Annotated in this window: 18 protein-coding genes and 1 tRNA gene; 8 read left to right on the top strand and 11 right to left on the bottom strand. The window is 73.8% G+C overall.

Features of this window, described 5'->3' with window-relative positions; all coding sequences use genetic code 11:
* Positions 1 to 168: 168 nt before the first annotated feature.
* Both ACU610_RS00485 and ACU610_RS00480 read left to right on the top strand, forming a co-directional pair.
* Positions 169 to 1,764, top strand: coding sequence for a glycoside hydrolase family 13 protein (locus tag ACU610_RS00485; protein ID WP_446765770.1), 1,596 nt, complete (start codon positions 169 to 171; stop codon positions 1,762 to 1,764).
* 194 nt (positions 1,765 to 1,958) lie between these two features.
* Positions 1,959 to 3,494, top strand: a complete 1,536-nt coding sequence (locus ACU610_RS00480) for an ATP-binding cassette domain-containing protein (protein ID WP_446765769.1) — start codon at positions 1,959 to 1,961, stop codon at positions 3,492 to 3,494.
* Between the two features lie 100 nt (positions 3,495 to 3,594).
* Here ACU610_RS00480 and ACU610_RS00475 read toward each other — a convergent pair whose 3' ends face one another.
* Entirely contained in the window at positions 3,595 to 3,963 is a 369-nt protein-coding gene (locus ACU610_RS00475; RefSeq protein ID WP_446765768.1) for a hypothetical protein, read from the bottom strand.
* A 559-nt stretch (positions 3,964 to 4,522) separates the two neighbouring features.
* On the opposite strand from ACU610_RS00475, the gene ACU610_RS00470 reads away from it, so the two are divergent.
* The 5 genes from ACU610_RS00470 to ACU610_RS00450 all read left to right on the top strand — a co-directional run bounded on the left by ACU610_RS00470 (position 4,523) and on the right by ACU610_RS00450 (position 7,526).
* Positions 4,523 to 5,086 (top strand): biotin transporter BioY, encoded by a 564-nt coding sequence (locus tag ACU610_RS00470; protein WP_446765767.1) that lies wholly within the window; start codon positions 4,523 to 4,525, stop codon positions 5,084 to 5,086.
* The gene (locus ACU610_RS00465; RefSeq protein WP_446765766.1) at positions 5,083 to 5,823 is read left to right on the top strand and encodes an energy-coupling factor ABC transporter ATP-binding protein; all 741 of its coding nucleotides are present in this window, start codon (positions 5,083 to 5,085) and stop codon (positions 5,821 to 5,823) included. The genes ACU610_RS00470 and ACU610_RS00465 overlap by 4 nt, the downstream gene beginning before the upstream one ends.
* On the top strand, positions 5,820 to 6,461 hold the full coding sequence (locus tag ACU610_RS00460) for an energy-coupling factor transporter transmembrane component T (protein ID WP_446765765.1): 642 nt from the start codon (positions 5,820 to 5,822) through the stop codon (positions 6,459 to 6,461). Before ACU610_RS00465 ends, ACU610_RS00460 begins: the two co-directional genes overlap by 4 nt.
* Positions 6,461 to 6,997 carry an MOSC domain-containing protein gene (locus ACU610_RS00455; protein WP_446765764.1) on the top strand — a complete coding sequence of 179 codons (537 nt, stop codon included), beginning with the start codon at positions 6,461 to 6,463 and terminating at the stop codon, positions 6,995 to 6,997. Before ACU610_RS00460 ends, ACU610_RS00455 begins: the two co-directional genes overlap by 1 nt.
* 88 nt (positions 6,998 to 7,085) lie before the next feature.
* Positions 7,086 to 7,526 (top strand): YccF domain-containing protein, encoded by a 441-nt coding sequence (locus ACU610_RS00450; protein ID WP_446765763.1) that lies wholly within the window; start codon positions 7,086 to 7,088, stop codon positions 7,524 to 7,526.
* 11 nt (positions 7,527 to 7,537) lie between these two features.
* On the opposite strand, the gene ACU610_RS00445 is transcribed toward ACU610_RS00450, so the two are convergent.
* The 5 genes from ACU610_RS00445 to ACU610_RS00425 all read right to left on the bottom strand — a co-directional run bounded on the left by ACU610_RS00445 (position 7,538) and on the right by ACU610_RS00425 (position 11,016).
* Positions 7,538 to 7,954, bottom strand: coding sequence for an acyl-CoA thioesterase (locus ACU610_RS00445; RefSeq protein ID WP_446765762.1), 417 nt, complete (start codon positions 7,952 to 7,954; stop codon positions 7,538 to 7,540).
* 224 nt (positions 7,955 to 8,178) lie between these two features.
* On the bottom strand, positions 8,179 to 9,849 hold the full coding sequence (ettA, locus tag ACU610_RS00440) for an energy-dependent translational throttle protein EttA (protein ID WP_446765761.1): 1,671 nt from the start codon (positions 9,847 to 9,849) through the stop codon (positions 8,179 to 8,181).
* A 101-nt stretch (positions 9,850 to 9,950) separates the two neighbouring features.
* Positions 9,951 to 10,469 (bottom strand): single-stranded DNA-binding protein, encoded by a 519-nt coding sequence (locus ACU610_RS00435; RefSeq protein WP_446765760.1) that lies wholly within the window; start codon positions 10,467 to 10,469, stop codon positions 9,951 to 9,953.
* Positions 10,470 to 10,654: 185 nt separating this feature from the next.
* Complete coding sequence (locus ACU610_RS00430) at positions 10,655 to 10,783, bottom strand: hypothetical protein (protein ID WP_446765759.1); 129 nt, start codon at positions 10,781 to 10,783, stop codon at positions 10,655 to 10,657.
* Positions 10,780 to 11,016, bottom strand: coding sequence for a methyltransferase domain-containing protein (locus tag ACU610_RS00425; protein ID WP_446765758.1), 237 nt, complete (start codon positions 11,014 to 11,016; stop codon positions 10,780 to 10,782). The genes ACU610_RS00430 and ACU610_RS00425 overlap by 4 nt, the downstream gene beginning before the upstream one ends.
* Positions 11,017 to 11,151: 135 nt before the next feature.
* Here ACU610_RS00425 and ACU610_RS00420 point away from each other — a divergent pair.
* Positions 11,152 to 11,224: transfer RNA gene (locus tag ACU610_RS00420), tRNA-Arg, on the top strand.
* A 130-nt stretch (positions 11,225 to 11,354) separates the two neighbouring features.
* Here ACU610_RS00420 and ACU610_RS00415 read toward each other — a convergent pair.
* From ACU610_RS00415 to ACU610_RS00395, 5 genes are read right to left on the bottom strand one after another with little or no spacing between them, the layout of a single operon-like run.
* Positions 11,355 to 12,572, bottom strand: coding sequence for a M15 family metallopeptidase (locus ACU610_RS00415; RefSeq protein WP_446765757.1), 1,218 nt, complete (start codon positions 12,570 to 12,572; stop codon positions 11,355 to 11,357).
* A 30-nt stretch (positions 12,573 to 12,602) separates the two neighbouring features.
* Positions 12,603 to 13,751: a hypothetical protein gene (locus tag ACU610_RS00410; protein WP_446765756.1), complete on the bottom strand. Its 1,149-nt coding sequence runs from the start codon at positions 13,749 to 13,751 to the stop codon at positions 12,603 to 12,605.
* Between the two features lie 12 nt (positions 13,752 to 13,763).
* Positions 13,764 to 15,110 carry a hypothetical protein gene (locus ACU610_RS00405; RefSeq protein ID WP_446765755.1) on the bottom strand — a complete coding sequence of 449 codons (1,347 nt, stop codon included), beginning with the start codon at positions 15,108 to 15,110 and terminating at the stop codon, positions 13,764 to 13,766.
* Positions 15,107 to 15,607, bottom strand: a complete 501-nt coding sequence (locus tag ACU610_RS00400) for a hypothetical protein (protein WP_446765754.1) — start codon at positions 15,605 to 15,607, stop codon at positions 15,107 to 15,109. Before ACU610_RS00400 ends, ACU610_RS00405 begins: the two co-directional genes overlap by 4 nt.
* Positions 15,608 to 15,613: 6 nt before the next feature.
* Complete coding sequence (locus tag ACU610_RS00395) at positions 15,614 to 16,936, bottom strand: hypothetical protein (RefSeq protein ID WP_446765753.1); 1,323 nt, start codon at positions 16,934 to 16,936, stop codon at positions 15,614 to 15,616.
* Positions 16,937 to 16,970: the final 34 nt, after the last annotated feature.

Raw genomic sequence — 16,970 nt, 5'->3', positions numbered from 1 at the left:
CTCCTCACGCCTCGTGGAAGGACCCCCTGCCCCCCAATCGGAGAAGGACCCCGTCCTCCCCACCCTTCGCACGCTCAGGGCGGAACCCGGGACGGGGCCGGGGATCCTGCAGGGGGCCAGCGAGCCTCCGGACGGGGCCACCCGCACGCACGACACCCGAGGAGCCCGGTGACCCCGGTGGACCCTGCCCAGACCCCGTTCCGTCGCACCGATGCCGACTGGTGGCGCGACGCGGTCTTCTACCAGGTCTACATCCGCAGCTTCGCCGACGGGAACGGCGACGGCGTCGGCGACCTCGCCGGCATCCGCGCCCACCTGCCGCACCTGGCCGCGCTCGGGGTCGACGCGCTGTGGATCACGCCGTTCTACCCCTCGCCCATGGCCGACCACGGCTACGACGTCGCCGACCCGCGGGACGTCGAGCCCGTGTTCGGCGACCTCGCCGAGTTCGACGCGCTGCTGGCCGAGGCCCACGCGCTCGGCATCCGGGTGACCGTCGACCTGGTGCCCAACCACAGCTCGCACCAGCACGAGTGGTTCGAGGCGGCGCTGGCCGCCGGCCCCGGGTCGCCCGAGCGGGCCCGTTACCTGTTCCGCGACGGCCGCGGGCCGGACGGCGCGGAGCCGCCGAACAACTGGCCGTCGGTCTTCGGCGGCCCGGCGTGGACCCGGGTGCCCGACGGCCAGTGGTACCTGCACATCTTCGCGCCCGAGCAGCCCGACCTGGACTTCACCAACCCCGAGGTGCTCGCCGACCTCGAGACGACGATGCGGTTCTGGCTCGACCGCGGCGTCGACGGCTTCCGCATCGACGTCGCCCACGGCATGGCCAAGCCCGAGGGGCTGCCGGACATGGAGCCCATGGAGGACACCGGCCTGCTCGACGACCACGGGCCCGGCGACCACCGGTTCGACAACGACGGCGTGCACGAGGTGCACCGGCGGATCCGCGCCGTCCTCGACGAGTACCCCGGCACGATGGCCGTCGGCGAGGTCTGGGTGTCCGACGACGACCGGCTGGCGCAGTACCTGCGCCCCGACGAACTGCAGCTGGCGTTCAACTTCAAGCTGCTGACCGCCGACTGGGACGTCGACGAGCTGCGCGACGCCGTCGTCCACTCGCTGGCCACCGTGGCCGGGACGCCGGCACCGGCCTGCTGGGTGCTGTCCAACCACGACCGGCCCCGGCACGTCACCCGCTACGGCGGTGGCGAGGTCGGCACCCGGCGGGCGCGGGCGGCGGCGCTGCTGCAGCTGGCCCTGCCCGGCGCGGCCTACCTCTACAACGGCGACGAGCTCGGCATGCCCGACGTCGACCTGCCTGACGAGGCACTGCAGGACCCGATCTGGGAGCGGTCGGGGCACACCGAGCGTGGGCGCGACGCCTGCCGCATCCCGGTGCCGTGGTCGGGTACCGCGCCGTCCTACGGCTTCTCCTCGCGCGCCGAGACCTGGCTGCCGATGCCCGAGGGTTGGGGGCCGCTGACCGCGGCGGCCCAGGAGGACGACCCCGGTTCGGTGCTGTCGCTGTACCGAGCCGCGCTCGCCCTGCGTCGGACCTCACCCGCCTTCGCCGGTGAGGGCCTCGACTGGGTGCCGGCACCCGACGGTTGCCTGGCGTTCCGCCGTCCCGGCGGGCTGGTGTGCCTGCTCAACCTCTCCGGCGCCCCGGTGCCGCTGCCCGAGGGCCGCGTGCTGCTGGCCAGCGCGGACACCGCCGACGGGCTCCTGCCGGACGACGCGGCGGTGTGGCTGCACGCGTAGCGGACCCCGTCCTCCCACCCTTCGCAGGCTCTGGGCGGGACCCGGGACGGGGCCGGGCTGGTCGCCCGTCCGCCGGGCGTGGCCGACCCGCGAGCCGGGTAGCATCGAACTGGTGACACAGCGTCGCGGGGGACGCTGACGGCTCGGTCTCCGACCGCGGGGTCGGGGCCTGTTCGGGGGAGGCCCGCCCGTCCATGACGCTGCTGCAGGTCGAGGGACTGAGGAAGTCCTTCGGGGCCCGGCGCGTCCTGCGGGACGTCTCCTTCAGCATCGCCGAGGGCGAGATCGTCGGGCTCGTCGGCAGCAACGGCGCGGGCAAGTCGACCCTCGGGGACGTCCTGGCCGGCATCACCCCGGCCGACGCGGGCCTGATGACGCTGCAGGGCCACCCGTACGCGCCGCTGTCGGCGGACGACGCTCGCCACCTCGGCGTCGGCGTGGTCGAGCAGCTCGTCCGGATCGACCCCGGGCTGACCGTGGCGCAGGCGGTCTTCCGTGGCACGCCGCAGGCCGACCGCCCGCAGGCCGAGCTGCGCGAGCAGGCGCGGGTGCTGCTCGCCGAGGTCACCCTCGACGTCGACCCCGACACCCTCGTCGCGGAGCTGCCGCACTTCGTGCACGGTCTGGTGGAGACCGCGCGCGTGCTCGCCGAGGACACCCGGCTCGTCGTGCTCGACGAGGTGTCGGCGGCGCTGCTGCCCGTGGAGGTCACCCGGCTGCACGCCGTCGCGGCCCGGCTCAGCCAGCAGGGCCGCGGCGTCCTCTACATCAGCCACCGGCTGCCCGAGATGCTCGCGGTGGTCGACCGGGTGCTCGTGCTGCGCGACGGCGTGATCGCCCTGGACCGCGCGGCGGAGGACCTCGACCCGGTGGGGCTGGCCGCGGAGACCGTGGGCGAGCCGGTGTCGCCGCCGGCGCCCAGGGTGGCCACGATCCCCGCGCGGTCCGGGCAGGGCGGCGTCCCGGCGCGCGCCTCGACGTGGCCGGCGCCCTCGGACGGCGACGTGGCCCTGCGGGTCCGCAACCTGCGGGTCCCCGGCCGGGTCGAGGGGGTCGACCTGCTGCTGCGCCAGGGCGAGGTGGTCGGGCTGACCGGGCACCGTTCCTCGGGCGTCCAGGAGATCGCCGGCGCCCTGGCCGGGGAGCTGTCGGCGCTGAGCGACGAACTGGTGCTGCACGGCGAGCCGCGGTCGCTGGGCGCCTCGACGGACGAGGCGGCGCTGCGGCTGCCCGCCTACCGGCCCGACGACGACGCCTACGGGGTCGACCCCGGCGAGACGATCGCCCGGACCCTGACCCGGGAACCGTGGGGCGCGCTCACCGACGTCCGCAGCGAGATCGCCTCGCTGCGCGGTGTGATCCGGACCGTGCACCAGCTCGACGTCAAGGCGCTGAGCATCCGCACCGTCTTCGGCGCGCTGTCCGGCGGCGACCAGCACAAGCTCGCGCTGGCCCGCTGGATGGCCTCGGCGGAGGACGTCGTCGTCCTGCACGAGCCCACCCGCGGGCTGGACGTCCGGGCCCGCCGGCAGGTGCGCCAGCTGCTCGACGAGGCCACGGCGCACGGGACGTCGGTCGTGGTGGTCTCGGTGGACCCCGACGAGCTGGCCGAGTGCTGCGACCGCGTCGGCATCGTGGCCGGCGGCCGCGTGGCCCGCTGGATCGACACCCGCGAGCTGGCCGTGGACGCCGTGCGGGAGCGGATCGTCGAGGCCGCCACCGCCGCCTGACGAAGGGCCCCCTCGCCCCCCACCGCTCGCGAGCTCGCGGCGGGGCCCTGCGAGGGGGCCGTTCCGAGCTCTCGAGGGATGGGGGACGCGGGGTCCTTGCTCAGACGCTCACGGTGGCCGCGACGGACCGCAGCTTGTGCCGCGCCAGCGCCAGGTTGGCGGTCACGCGGTTTAGCACCAGGTAGATGAACAGGCCCGCGTTGCCCTGGCCCTTGAGCACGTTGATCAGGTGGTACTGGCCCTGCAGCGTGATGAGGACGTCCTCGATCTCGTCCTTCAGCTCGAGGTCCTGGATGGTGCGCAGCTTCGCGCGCACCACGTTCGAGTTGCCGGCGGCCGCGACGTTGAGGTCGAACCCGGGGGTGCCACCGGTCGCCAGGGCCATGCCGCTGTCGATGTCGACGATCGCGGCGCCGCTGGCGCCCTCGATCGCGAGCAGGCCGGCGATGACGTTGTCGAGCTGTGCCACGGATGGGACTCCTGTCGTGTCGATGGGAAGGCGCAGCGGGGTGCTGCGGCCCGGGTCGGGGTGTGACCCGGGCCGACCGGACGGACCGGACGCCTGCAGGTGCGCGGGCCCCCCGGGCGGCCACGGTGCCGCGCCGGCGCGCGTCGCACCGGCCGGAGCGCGGTGCGCAGCCGTCTCGTCGACGGCGGGAGGGGCACCGGGCGTCGACGTCCGCACGGGCCGGTACCCCCTGTCCGGCTCCCGGTCCGGGTCCTGCGGACCCTGCGTGGGGAGCTCGTGCGCCGTGGGGCGTCCCCACGACCACAGCGACGCCCACCACCCGGTTGCCATGCCGTTCGTTCCGCCTTCGCCGAGGGGCTCCGGGACCCAGACAACACGCCCCTGGGAGGGCGGGCAAACCGGCGGACGTATCTGCAGGTGAGCACGCCGACACCGACGGCCACCGCTCTGTGGAGGCCCGGGGAGCCGTTCCCCGACCCGCACCGGTCGGCGGCCCGCCGTCCTCGGGTACCTTCCGCCCCGGGCCGCGCGGCCCGTCGCGCCCCGGGAGGAGACCGCCGTGAAGACCAGGGACCTCGCCTACGTCGCCCTCTTCGCGGCGGTCATCGCCGTGCTCGGGACGATCCCGGCCATCCCCGTCGGTCCGGTACCGATCACCGCCCAGACGCTCGGCGTGATGCTCGCCGGCGCCGTGTTGGGGGCCCGCCGCGGCGCCCTCGCCGTCCTGCTGTTCCTCGTCCTGGTGGCGCTCGGACTGCCGCTGCTGGCCAGTGGCGCCGGCGGCCTGGCCCCCTTCGTCGGCACCACCGCCGGCTACCTCTACGGCTGGCCGGTGGCTGCGTTCGTCATCGGCTGGCTGACCGAGCGCTCCTGGGACCGCTACAACGTCCTGCGCGGCACGCTGATCAACGTCGTGGGCGGCATCGTCGTCATCTACGCGGTGGGGGTGCCGGTGCTCAAGGCCGTCGGGGGCCTGTCGTGGACCGCGGCGCTGACCGGGGGCGCCCTGCCGTTCATCCCCGGGGACCTGTTCAAGGCGTTCGTGGCCGCGGCCATCGCCGACGTCGTGCGGCGCAGCTACCCGGTCATCGAGCGTCCCCGCCGGGCCGCCGGCACCCGGTGAGGTTCCGCCGTCCCGGTGCCGCGCCCGCGGCAGACGTCGTCGTCGACCCCGGTCGCGGCATCGAGCTCCGCGAGGTCGGGCACCGGTACGGCGAGCGGGTGGTCCTCGAGGGCATCGACCTCCAGCTGACCGAGCCACGCGTCGGCGTGGTCGGCGCCAACGGGTCGGGCAAGAGCACCTTCGCCCGGCTGCTCAACGGCCTGGTGGTGCCCACCGACGGGCGGGTGCTGGTCGACGGGCTGGACACCCGCACGCAGGTGCGCGCCGTGCGCCGCCGGGTCGGGTTCGTCTTCCAGGACCCGGACGCGCAGATCGTGCACCCGACCGTCGCCGAGGACGTTGCCTACGGGCTGGAGAACCAGGGCGTGCCCCCGGACGAGCGGGCTGTCCGGGTCGCGGAGGTGCTGGAGCGATACGGCCTGGACGGGCACGCCGACCACCCGGCGCACCTGCTCTCCGGCGGCCAGAAGCAGCTGCTCGCCATCGCCGGGGTGCTGGTCATGCGGCCGGCCCGGATCGTGTTCGACGAGCCGACGACGCTGCTGGACCTGGTGAACGCCCGCCGCGTGGCGGAGCTGATCGCCGGCCTCGAGCAGCAGGTCGTCGTCGTGACCCACCAGCTGGACCTGCTCGACGGCTTCGACCGGGTGCTGGTGGTCGACGATGGCCGGGTGGTCGAGGACGCTCCCCCGGGTCCGGCCGTGGCCGCCTACCGGGCGCTCATGGAGCACCGGTGACCCTCGCGCTGTACGTGCCGGTGGCCAGCCCGGTGCACCGGCTGCCGGCCGGGGTCAAGCTGCTGTGCCTGGCTGCGCTCGCCGTCCTGCTCTTCGCGCGGTCGACGCCGACGGTGGCCGGGGCCGCCCTCGCCGGCACGCTCGTCGTGGGGCTGGTCGTGGCCCGGCTGCCGGTCGCCGTGCTGGCCCGGCAGGCGTGGGCGCTGCGGTGGTTCCTGCTCGCGCTCCTCGTCGTGCACGCGCTGACCACCGACGTCGTCACCGGCGCCCGGACCGTGCTGCGGCTGCTCACCCTGGTGCTGGCCGCGGCCGTCGTGACGGCGACGACGCGGGTGACCGAGATGGTGGCGGTGGTCGAGCGGCTCTGCGCCCCGCTGCGGCTGGTGGGCGGGCGGCCGGAGCGGGTGGGCCTGCTGATCGCGATGGCGCTGCGGTTCATCCCGGTGCTGATCGAGCGGGCCGACCGGATCCGTGCCGCGCAGGCGGCCCGGGGCGGTGCGCCGCGTGGCGTGCGGGCACTGCGGACGACGGTCGCCCCGCTGCTGGTGCAGCTGCTGCAGATGGCCCACGACGTGAGCGAGGCGCTGGACGCGCGGGGTGCGGACGACGTGCCGGCGCACCGGCCGAGGAGGGCGTGATGGACGCCGGCGTGCTGACCGGGATCTGGCTGGCCTCCGAGGCGGCCGCGCCGATGCGGCGGGTGCCCTCGGCCCAGCTGCTGGCCGGGCGCGGGCTGGAGGGCGACCGCTACGCGCTGGGCGGCGGGACGTGGGCGCAGTACCCCGACCTGGAGAAGCAGGTGACGCTCATCGACGCCGCGGACGTCGCCGCGGTCGCCGCCGAGGTGGGCGTGCCGCTGACCCCGGGCGACACCCGCCGGAACCTGGTGACCGCGGGCGTCGACCTGCCCGCGCTGGTGGGCCGCTGGTTCGCCGTCGGCGACGCGCTGCTGTTCGGGGTGAAGCGCTGCCCGCCGTGCACGCACCTGGAGCGGCTGACCGGTGCCCGGCTGGTCAAGGCGATGGTGCACCGCGGCGGTATCAACGCGGCGGTCTTCTCCGGGGCGCCCATCGCGGAGGGAGCGGTGGTGCGGCCGGTGTCCGAGGAGGAGGCCGCACGGCGGGGCGCGCCCACCGGCGCCGACCGGCCGGTGCCGCGGATCGTCAACGGCTGACCCCTGGGACGCTCGCCCCCTGCCCCGTCCTGTGGGCAAGGGGTGAGGTCTCGGGGAACCGGGCGGTTCCCAGGTCCGTCGAACAGGTGTGGACGGACTCCGGACGCTGCTCAACCTGGTGTGGCTGGTCCTGCACGGGTGGATGCTCGCCCTCGCCTACGCGCTGGCCGGGCTGATCGCCTGCCTGCTGGTCGTCACCATCCCCTTCGGGATCGCCGCCTTCCGCCTGGCCGGCTTCGTCGTGTGGCCCTTCGGCCGGACGACGGTGCCCGCCCCCGGCGCCGGGGTGGCCTCGGCCGTGGGCAACCTCGTGTGGTTCCTCGTCGCCGGGTGGTGGCTGGCGCTGGTCCACGTCGCGGCCGGCATCGCGTTCTGCGTGACGATCATCGGCATCCCGTTCGGGATCGCCTCGTTCAAGCTGGCCGCGGTCGGCCTGTTCCCGCTCGGCAAGCGCGTCGTGGAGACCGCTGCCCCGCGGGACTGGCTGCACGCCGGCAGTGGCGTGGTGCACGGCGCGCCGGTCCGCTGAGGGCCGCGGGCTCAGTCGCCCGTCGGCTCGTCGGTGTAGCGGACGAGGAAGGCCTTCTCGGCCGGGGTGAGCCGCCGGGGCCGGTCGATGCCGAAGTCGAAGGGCACCAGCAGGGTGCTGCCCGTGACCGCCCGCCGTCCGTGGTCGAAGAGCTCGTAGTGGCAGGTGAAGGCCGCGGCCCGGATGCCGGACACCCAGATCTCCGCATCCAGCGGGTCGCGGGAGTAGACCACCGGCAGCTTGTACTGGACGTCGTGGGCCGCGACGACGGTCCCCCGCCGCAGGCCGGTCTGCTCCTCCAGCGAGGCCTTGTCGAAGAAGAGGTCGACGCGGGCCATCTCGAAGTACGTCAGGAAGACGACGTTGTTGACGTGGCCGTAGGCGTCCATGTCCGACCAGCGCATGGGGATCTGCACGGTGTGCCTCACGCCCGACACCCTGCCGCATCGGCCCGGACGACGGCCCTCCGGCCGGGGACCGTGGCGCAGACGCCGACGGCCGGCCAGAGCCAGTGCTCCGGCCGGCCGTCGGCGTCGTGCGGGTCCGCCCAGCCCCGTCCCGGGCCGGCCCCGTCCAGGAGCTCTCCGCGAGCCTGCGAGCGGCGAGGACGACGGGCACCTTCCCCGAGGGATGGGGGACGCGGGGTCCTTCCTCAGTCCCGGGTCAGCTTGCGGTAGGTGGCCCGGTGCGGGCGGGCGGCCTCGGCGCCGAGGCGCTCGACCTTGTTCTTCTCGTAGTCGGCGAAGTTGCCCTCGAACCAGAACCACTTGGAGTCGCCCTCGTAGGCGAGGATGTGCGTCGCCACGCGGTCGAGGAACCAGCGGTCGTGGCTGACCACGACGGCGCAGCCGGGGAACTCCAGCAGCGCGTTCTCCAGGCTGCTCAGCGTCTCGACGTCCAGGTCGTTCGTCGGCTCGTCGAGCAGCAGCAGGTTGCCGCCCTGCTTGAGGGTCAGGGCGAGGTTGAGGCGGTTGCGCTCACCGCCGGAGAGCACGCCGGCCGGCTTCTGCTGGTCGGGGCCCTTGAACCCGAACGCGGCGACGTAGGCCCGGGACGGCATCTCGACGTTGCCGACCTGGATGTGGTCCAGGCCGTCGGAGACGACCTCCCACAGCGTCTTCTTGGGGTCGATGCCGCTGCGGTTCTGCTCGACGTAGGAGACCTTGACGGTCTCGCCCACCTTGATCTCGCCCTCGTCCGGCTTCTCCTCGCCGACCAGCATCTTGAACAGCGTGGTCTTCCCGGCGCCGTTGGGGCCGACGACCCCGACGATGCCGTTGCGCGGCAGGGTGAACGACAGGTCGTCGATCAGCACCCGATCGCCGAAGCCCTTGGTGAGGTCACTGGTCTCGACGACGACGCTGCCCAGGCGCGGGCCCGGCGGGATCTGGATCTCCTCGAAGTCGAGCTTGCGGTACTTGTCGGCCTCGGCGGCCATCTCCTCGTAGCGCTGCAGCCGGGCCTTGCTCTTGGCCTGCCGCGCCTTGGCGCCGGAGCGGACCCACTCCAGCTCCTCCTTGAGGCGCTTCTGCCGCTTGGCGTCCTTGGCGCCCTCGACCTTGAGGCGGGCGGCCTTGGTCTCCAGGTAGGTGGAGTAGTTGCCCTCGTAGGGGTAGGCCCGGCCGCGGTCGAGCTCGAGGATCCACTGGGCGACGTTGTCGAGGAAGTACCGGTCGTGGGTGACGGCCACGACGGTGCCGGCGTACTTCTCCAGGTGCTGCTCCAGCCAGGCGACGCTCTCGGCGTCGAGGTGGTTGGTGGGCTCGTCGAGCAGCAGCAGGTCCGGCGCCTCGAGCAGCAGCTTGCACAGCGCGACGCGACGGCGCTCACCACCGGAGAGGACGGTGACGTCGGCGTCGCCCGGCGGGCAGCGCAGCGCGTCCATGGCCTGCTCGATGCGCGCGTCGAGCTCCCAGCCGTCGTGGTTCTCGATGTACTCCATGAGCTCGCCCTGCTCGGCCAGCAGCGCGTCGAAGTCGGCGTCGGGCTCCCCCATCGCCGCGCTGACCTCCTCGAAGCGGGTCAGCGCGTCGCGCAGGGGCTTGACCGCCTCCTCCACGTTGCCGCGGACGTCGAGCTCCTCGTTGAGCGGCGGCTCCTGCAGCAGGATGCCGACCGTGGCATCCGGCGCCAGCATCACGTCGCCGTTGGAGGGCTGCTGCATGCCGGCCATGATCTGGAGGACGGTCGACTTGCCGGCGCCGTTCGGGCCGACGACGCCGATCTTGGCGCCGGGCAGGAACGACAGGGTGACGTCGTCCAGGATCACCTTGTCGCCGTGCGCCTTGCGCGCACGCACCATCGTGTAGATGTACTGAGCCACTGGGGTTCGAGGCCTTCCGTCGGTTCGCGAGTGGCGGGCGGGCCGACCGGTGTCGACCCGCCCCCGTGCGTTCTCCCCTCCGATCCTCCCAGCCCGGGCGACTAGACGTGCGCGGGCTCCATGGCGAGATCGGAGGTGTCCATCCCGTGCAACGTCTCCGGGGCCGCCTCGTAGTCCCGCCCGGACACCAACTCCTCCTCACCGCCGGGGAGGGCGTCGTGCGCGGCCCCCGCCGCGGCCGGCACCGGCTCCGCCGGGCGCGCCGACCTGTTGCGCCTGAACACCCCGGTGCCGCGGGCGAGGTTGTGGCCGACGGCGGCGGCCCGGATCCGCGGTGTGCTGCGCCTGCCGTTCTCCCCCTCCCAGCTGTGCGTGGTCAGGGTGCCCTGGACGATGACCGGATCGCCCTTGCTGACGCTGCCGGACACGTTGCCGGACAGGTCGTTCCAGCACTCGACGTCCACCCAGAAGGTGCCGGCGTCGACGAACTCCTGGGTCTGGCCGTCGAAGCGGCGCGCGGTCGAGGCCAGGCGGAAGTTGGTGACCGCACCGTTCTCCAGGCTGACGCGGCGGGGTGAGTCGACGACGTTGCCGACGACGGTGACGTGGGTGTCGTTCACGGTGCTCCTCAGGGGGCTCTCCGCCGGGTCCGGCGGGTCCGGCGCGGTGCCGGGTGCACCGAGGACCCTGGGCCGCGGCGGCCCGGCGCGGAGGCCGCCGCGGCGATCTGTGGACGGCCGCGCACCCTGTGGACGGCCCGGTGCCGGCTGTCGGACGCCGGTGCGCTCCTCCCCGCGTGACCGATTCAGGGACGCCGTCCGCGCACCGCCCACGCCCGTGCCCGCAGCCGGACCGAGCCGTCGTCCGCGACCGGCACCCGGGCCCGCAGGGTCCGGCGCAGCGCCGCTCGCCGCCCCTCCTCGAGCGACGTCACGTACGCCGGCGCCGGCGCGGGCGGCGGCGCCCGACGAAGGACGCCGAGGGATCGAGGCCCAGGACGAGCGCGGGTGAGCAGACCCGCAGGACTTCCTCGGTGAGGGTGCCGGTCCCGCAGCCGACGTCCAGCCAGCGACGTCCGGCCGGATGCCGAGGTGGACGAGGACCTGTTCTGCGACCAGCCGGCTCCGGCGGCCGACGTAAGCCTCGTACGCCGCCGCCCCGCGCCACGTGCCCGGCTCGTCCACGACCCACCTCCACACCGGGGTCGTCGCTCGACGCGGATCGTCGTGCGGCGGCGGCAGCAGGTCAACGGACGGCGGAGCGCGAGAGCACGGCCGCGGAGGTGCGATGATCGGGGCCCGAGCGCCCGTAGCTCAGCGGATAGAGCAGGTGCCTTCTAAGCACTTGGTCGCAGGTTCGAGTCCTGCCGGGCGCGCCCATCAGGACGGCTCGACGTCGTCGCAACGGTCGGCGAGGCCGGGATCGTCACCTGTGAGGTCGCCTGGCCGCCCGTCGACCTGCACGTGCGTCCGACCGGTGCTGTGCTGTCGCGGTGGCCCGGGCGGTCATCCCGCGCGCAGACCTCGGCGCAGTTCATCGGGGCTGACGTTGACCTGGAAGTGCATGGCGTCCTTGACCGACCGCCAGCGGCCACCCCACGCGATCGCCTGCAGGCCGTCCACCGTCGAGATCGCCTCGACCGCAGCGACCTGGTCCGGCGTGAATGCCGTGTCGGCGAGTCCGGCCGCGACGTCGGCACACCGCTGCTCCTGGGTGGGTCTGGCCGAGAAACGAACCGGGGGTCCGCCCGGCGTCACCCGGTAGGGGTTGCAGCGGGGGTCGACGTCGGTGGCGATTCCGTAGGCGTGCAACGACGGTGCGGAGCCCCCGGTGATCGGCCGGTTGTTGTAGTTCCACACGCTCCGTGGGCGGTAACCGGTGGCGCTGAGGGCGCGCTCCATCGCGCGCCACGCGTCGACCGTGTACGGGTGGACCGGGGTCGAGGAGAGTCCGAACAGGCGCAGCGGCACCATCCGGACGGTCTTCTCGCCGAGGTGCTCGGCCCAAGCCCGGCGCAACCACGTGGTCGAGCGGGTGCCGGCGAGGACGGGCGGGGACCCGGTCGCCGTGGATGCCGACAGCCTGCGCAGCTCAGGGCGGACGAGGGCGTCCCGGATGCGCCTCCACTCCTGCGCCAGGGCCCTCTCGTGCGGTGCGATCGGCCGGCCCCGCCGCTCGGGGTGGGCGGCGGAGAAGACCAGGTCGGTGAGAGCGTTCTCGTCCCGGGTGCCCAGGGCGTGGGCCGCGGTGATCGCCTGGGGCCAGCGTCGCGCCGCGAGTGCGGTGCGCAGCTGCTGGACCGGGTCCGGGGCCGGACCCGCGTTCTCCCGCTCCTCCTCGGCCGCGCGCCAGGCCTCGTCCACCTCGGGTGACACGGTCACCGCACCCCCCGGGAGGAGCGCGGTCGTGGCCCGACGGCCGTGCGCCGGGTGCGGGTGGCGCGGACGCGGGCCGCCGTAGAAGAAGCGCGTGCCGACGCGCCGGCGTGCCAGCCGGCCGTCGGATCGTCGTGCCACCCGGGCGAGGTGGTAGTGCGGACGTGGCCCGGGGTCGTGGACGATGGTCCACCCGGGTCCGAGGGCCCGGGCCCGGCCGACCGCGAGGGCTCGCGCGTGTGCCCGTTCGGCGCACCAGAACTCGCGCCGTCCCGGCTGATCGGTGACCCTGATCAGCTCCGCAGCGGACGGGACAAGTCCAGCCCCGGTCACGGACGACTCGCGCATGGGAGCTCCTCTCCCGGGCCGGGGGGCGGGCTATCCGAGGGCGAGGTCGCGGCGTCGGTCGGGTCTCCCGACGGCCGGGGAGCGAGGCCCGCGAGCCGCGGCCGCCTGGGGCACCACCGCCCCCGCGGGTCGCTCGGTGGCGACGCCGATGGCCTGGGCGCTGGTCAGCCACTCTTCCGAGTCCTCCGCGATCTCTAGGAGCAACGCTTCGAACTCGGTCCTGCCGGTCTGCAGGACGTGGGGCTGGGCCAGCCAGCGGAGGATCTCCCGGCCGGTGACCGCCATGCGCTGGCGCGGGGACGTCGTCAGCGGTTCGTGGAAGTAGCGCGTCAGCACCTCCTCGATCACGTCCCAGGCGTTGTCGGCCCCGAAGACCCGCTTGACGTCGTCGGCGTTGAGGATGCGGAAGGCCTCCTCGAGCAACTGCATGACCTCGACGCGGAGGACGTTGATGTTGCCGTACGACACGAACTTCAGGTTGTTGCGCAGGTCGAGGCCGGCCCGCCGGACGACGGCGATGCTGCCGAACGTCGGGTCGTTGGCGCGGTCACGGATCACGTCCGAGATGCGCTTGTCCCGCCAGTACTGGGCGACGTGCCGGTTGAACAGCGTGAAGAGCGGGTGGAACTCCCGGTTGGGGCGCATACCTCCGGTCAGCGCCTTGGCTCCGTAGCCGAACGCCCGCCGATAGGCGGCCGCACGCTCGTGCCGGGTCCCCCGCAGGACCTCGCGGCGGTCGAACTGGTACAGCCCGTAGGCGCCGGGCCCCGACGACAGGCGGACGGCACCGTGGCGGAACAGCTCCCGCAGCTTCTGGACGACGCGGAAGACCCCGACGCGTTCATGCTGGTAGATGTAGTAGAGGTCGCCGATCGCGATGATGCGCTCGGACGTGACCGTCTCGTCGTAGCCCTCGACCCCCTGGGGGATGCGCGTTTCCCCGAAGTGCCGCGCCGCCTCCGGGCCGACGCCGACCAGCTGGGCCAGCCCGCTGTCGGGCGGAACCGGCGTGGCGCTGTCCGCCTCGGCTGCCTGACGCACGTAGTCGTCGATCTGACCGACGAGGGCGTCGGCCAGCCGCGGGGTCTCCAGCAGATCCACGCCGAGCTGGTCGATCGCCTCCTGCCGCAGCTGGGCGAACCGGTCAAAGAGAGCCTGGTACTGCGCCTCCGTTGCCATCAGGACCCCTCCCTACCGCTGCTCGCCACTGCCAGGACCCGTCGGAGACGCCTTGCGGGGCGCCCGCTTCCGGGGGTTGTCCTTGCCGGGACTCCTCGGCCGGGGCGGCGCGCCACCCGGCGCCGTGTCCGCGGACGTCTCGCGCCCGGATTCGTCCCCGGACGGGGCACCGGGGACGTAGGTCCCCCCTTCTTCCTCGCATGCGGCCTCGACCACCGCCCGCAGGTGGTTCTCGAGCGCTCGCAGGGCTTCCTGCACGGCGATCGAGGAGAAGCCGAGACCGTCGCCACCCTCCGCGGTGCACCGGGCGTCGGCAACGAGGTCTCGCAACTCCGTCGCGGCGGAGCCGAGGACCTCGGTGATGGCGAGCCGGCCACCGTCCTTGACCAGCCGCGGCCCCTCCTGGGTCGCGAAGTCCTCCACCCACTCCAGCAGGTCCTCGAGCAGGATGTTGCCCCCGCCGGACAGCTCGACCGCGAAGGTGCGGCGCTCCTCCGCGTCGATGAGCACCGCGTCCAGAGCGGTGCGCAGCTCCCCGACGGAACCGGCGACCACGGCGAGCCTGCGCTCGAGCTGGACGAGGCGGATGCCGAGGAAGGCCGAGCTGCTCGTCCCGCCGAAGAACTCCGCGTCCCGCTCCCAACTCGCTCGCAGGGACACGAGGTCGTCGGTGATGATGCGGAAGCTGGTCAGCTGCTGCTCCTCATCCACGTTGTTCACCCGGTCGTTCGAGTCGTTCTGGGAGAGCCCGAGCGCGTCCCGGAGCCGTCCCAGCTGACCACCCACGTGATCGGGATCGACCAGCACGCCCTCCCCCTCGCCGAGCAGGACCCGCCACAGCTGGTCGACCCGCTGGACCCTCGGCCCTCCCAGCCGGCCGAGTTCCTGAACCAGCTCGCGCAGCTCTGTCTCGATTACGCCCTTGACCGCAGCGGCGATCTCGTCGTCCGCGTCCTCGATGAGCGGCTCCAGCCCCTCCAGCAGCGGGAGAGCCCGGTTCAGCGCCTCCGTGGCCCGCACGTGCAAGCTGGCCTGGGCGCCGACCACGCCGCCCTCGAGCTCACTGTGGAAGCTGGCGATGTTGGGTTGGTGCCGGTAGAGCACCCGCCCGTCCTTCTCATAGGGCAGGAAGGCCTGCTCCAGGGCGGCCAGGACACCCTCGATCCGGCCCGGCTTCCGGCGCCAGCCCAGGACGTCGCCGATCGCGTCCTCGACGGCGTCCTTGAGGTCGCCGGTGCCCCGCTCCTCCCGCTCCCGCAACGGGGCGCCGGGCGTGGTCCGCACCGGGTAGGCCAGGAACTGGCGGAGGGCGAGCGCCAGTTGCTCGTCGCCTCTTCCGTTACCGGTTGCGTTCGTCATGCCGTCCTCCCCGGCGTGTGTACGTAGACCGGCCCGACCGACGCCCGGTCAGCGAGCTCCTGCCAGCACTGGCAGAGCGCGTCCAGCACCGCGGTCACCGGCGGCCGGCAGCGGTCGACCCCCTGCCGGACGACCTGCACCCAGGTGACCCACTCACCCCCGCGGTGCCGCAGCCCGACGATCGGCTCGAGCGCCTCGTAGGACGTGACGTCGTCCCGGAACCGCTCCGCCAGCGCGGTGAGCGCGGCCTGCGCCGCGGCCAGCTGCCGGTGCGCGCCGACGAGGTCGAGCCGGGCCGCGGCCTCGGCGGCGAGCATCGCCCCGCAGGACGCTTCCTCGGCCCGCCCGCCCAGGTCGTCGACGGCCCTGCTCAGCCGGTCGACCACCGCCAGGTCGGCCGGTGCGTCCTCACCCAGCGTCAGGTCGAGGGTGCGCAGCTCCGCACGGAGCCGCCGGCATCCGTCGGTCAGGTCGGCGAGGGCGGTCGGCACACTCATCGCAGGTCACCGCCGCGCGAGGTCGCGGTAGAAGTGGCGGGTGATGACGTCGGGCGAGGCGAGCCGCCGGTCGAAGGCCAGCCGGGCCGCGCCGATGAGGAACCGCTCCGGGAGGATGCCCGGGTCGATGCCCCGCGCCAGGCGCCCCGCGGCCTCGTCGATCATCTGCTGCTCCTTCGGCGCGAAGCGGATCACCTGCGCCAGCGGACGGCGGCCGAGCGTGTCGTACGGCTGGAAGCACATGGTGTCGACCACGAGGCGGACCGCGTCGTCGGCCGACTCCAGCAGCGCCTCCGGGTACGGCGCCGCGCGCCTGCCGTAGGTGCGCCGCCACGCCTGCCGGCAGCCCTCAGCCTCCCCCGCGAACCCCATCCGCGACAGCAGTTCGGCGCTGACGAACAACCTCAGCCACGGTGTGGGGTGGACCGCCGCCGGGTTGTAGGTCCAGACGCTGACCGGTGCGCGGGCCAGGATGTCCATCAGCGAGGCGACGACGGCGGGGCCCCCGAGCAGCAGGCCGCACAGGTCGGCGAAGGTCTCCCTGTTCCACCGGCGCCACACCCGGGCGACCTCCGGTGGGTGGCCGGCCTGCACGAGCCTGCGCTCGACGGCCTCGGGGACCACCCGGGCGAGACCCAGTTCGTTCTGCAGGTTGTGGCTGACCTCGTGGAGGATCGCTCCGAGGGTCCAGGGGTTCACCAGCCGGTGGTAGGGCAGCTGGATCTGCGGGAAGGGGTTGCGCTGGAACCCCAGCCGTCGCAGGCGGACGTCGCGTCGGAAGGTGGCCGGGGTGGACCCGGCCTCCATGCAGCTCATCGGCGCCGGCTGCGGAACCGACTTCGCCGTCCCCAGACCGAGGAACGCGTCCTGGTAGCAGTCCAGGGCGATCCGGTCGCAGCCGAGGAGCCACTCGCCGAACCGCCCCTGGCGCTGACCGAAGAACCCCATGTAGAAGTCCCAGACCCGCTCGACCGCGCGCACGTGCTCGTGGGCGACCTCACCGGCCGTGACGAGCCGGCGCAGCCGTTCCGGCGTCGGGTCGCCCTGGGTCTGGGAGGCGATCCGGGCCACTCTCCGGTTCATCGCCTGGAGGGGGCGGCGCAGCGTGCTGATCAACGCGTTCACCGCCTCGACGTGCCCCTGGGTCGGCGCGGCGTGCCCGGTGCCGAACTCCTCCCGGGTGAAGGGACGCAGGGCCAGCGCGTGACGTTCGAGGTTGCGCGTCTGTGCGCTGATCCACCGCCCCAGGACGGCGGGTGGCCGCGGCGGGGACGGGCGGGAGTCAGGCCCTCGCCCGTCCTGCTGCGCCGGGACGGCTGCCGCGGTCATTCCGCACGCTCCTCACGCGCACTCCAGCGGAGCG

The sequence above is a fragment of the Geodermatophilus sp. URMC 61 genome, from assembly GCF_052931555.1.
This window is presented reverse-complemented; position numbering and strand designations above follow the sequence as displayed.

Bases quoted from the DNA above. Each gene is read 5' to 3' on its own strand.
- ACU610_RS00480 (WP_446765769.1), top strand. From the start codon at position 1,959: ATGACGCTGCTGCAGGTCGAGGGACTGAGGAAGTCCTTCGGGGCCCGG.
- ACU610_RS00455 (WP_446765764.1), top strand. From the start codon at position 6,461: ATGGACGCCGGCGTGCTGACCGGGATCTGGCTGGCCTCCGAGGCGGCC.
- ACU610_RS00415 (WP_446765757.1), bottom strand. From the start codon at position 12,572: ATGCGCGAGTCGTCCGTGACCGGGGCTGGACTTGTCCCGTCCGCTGCG.
- ACU610_RS00410 (WP_446765756.1), bottom strand. From the start codon at position 13,751: ATGGCAACGGAGGCGCAGTACCAGGCTCTCTTTGACCGGTTCGCCCAG.
- ACU610_RS00405 (WP_446765755.1), bottom strand. From the start codon at position 15,110: ATGACGAACGCAACCGGTAACGGAAGAGGCGACGAGCAACTGGCGCTC.
- ACU610_RS00400 (WP_446765754.1), bottom strand. From the start codon at position 15,607: ATGAGTGTGCCGACCGCCCTCGCCGACCTGACCGACGGATGCCGGCGG.
- ACU610_RS00395 (WP_446765753.1), bottom strand. From the start codon at position 16,936: ATGACCGCGGCAGCCGTCCCGGCGCAGCAGGACGGGCGAGGGCCTGAC.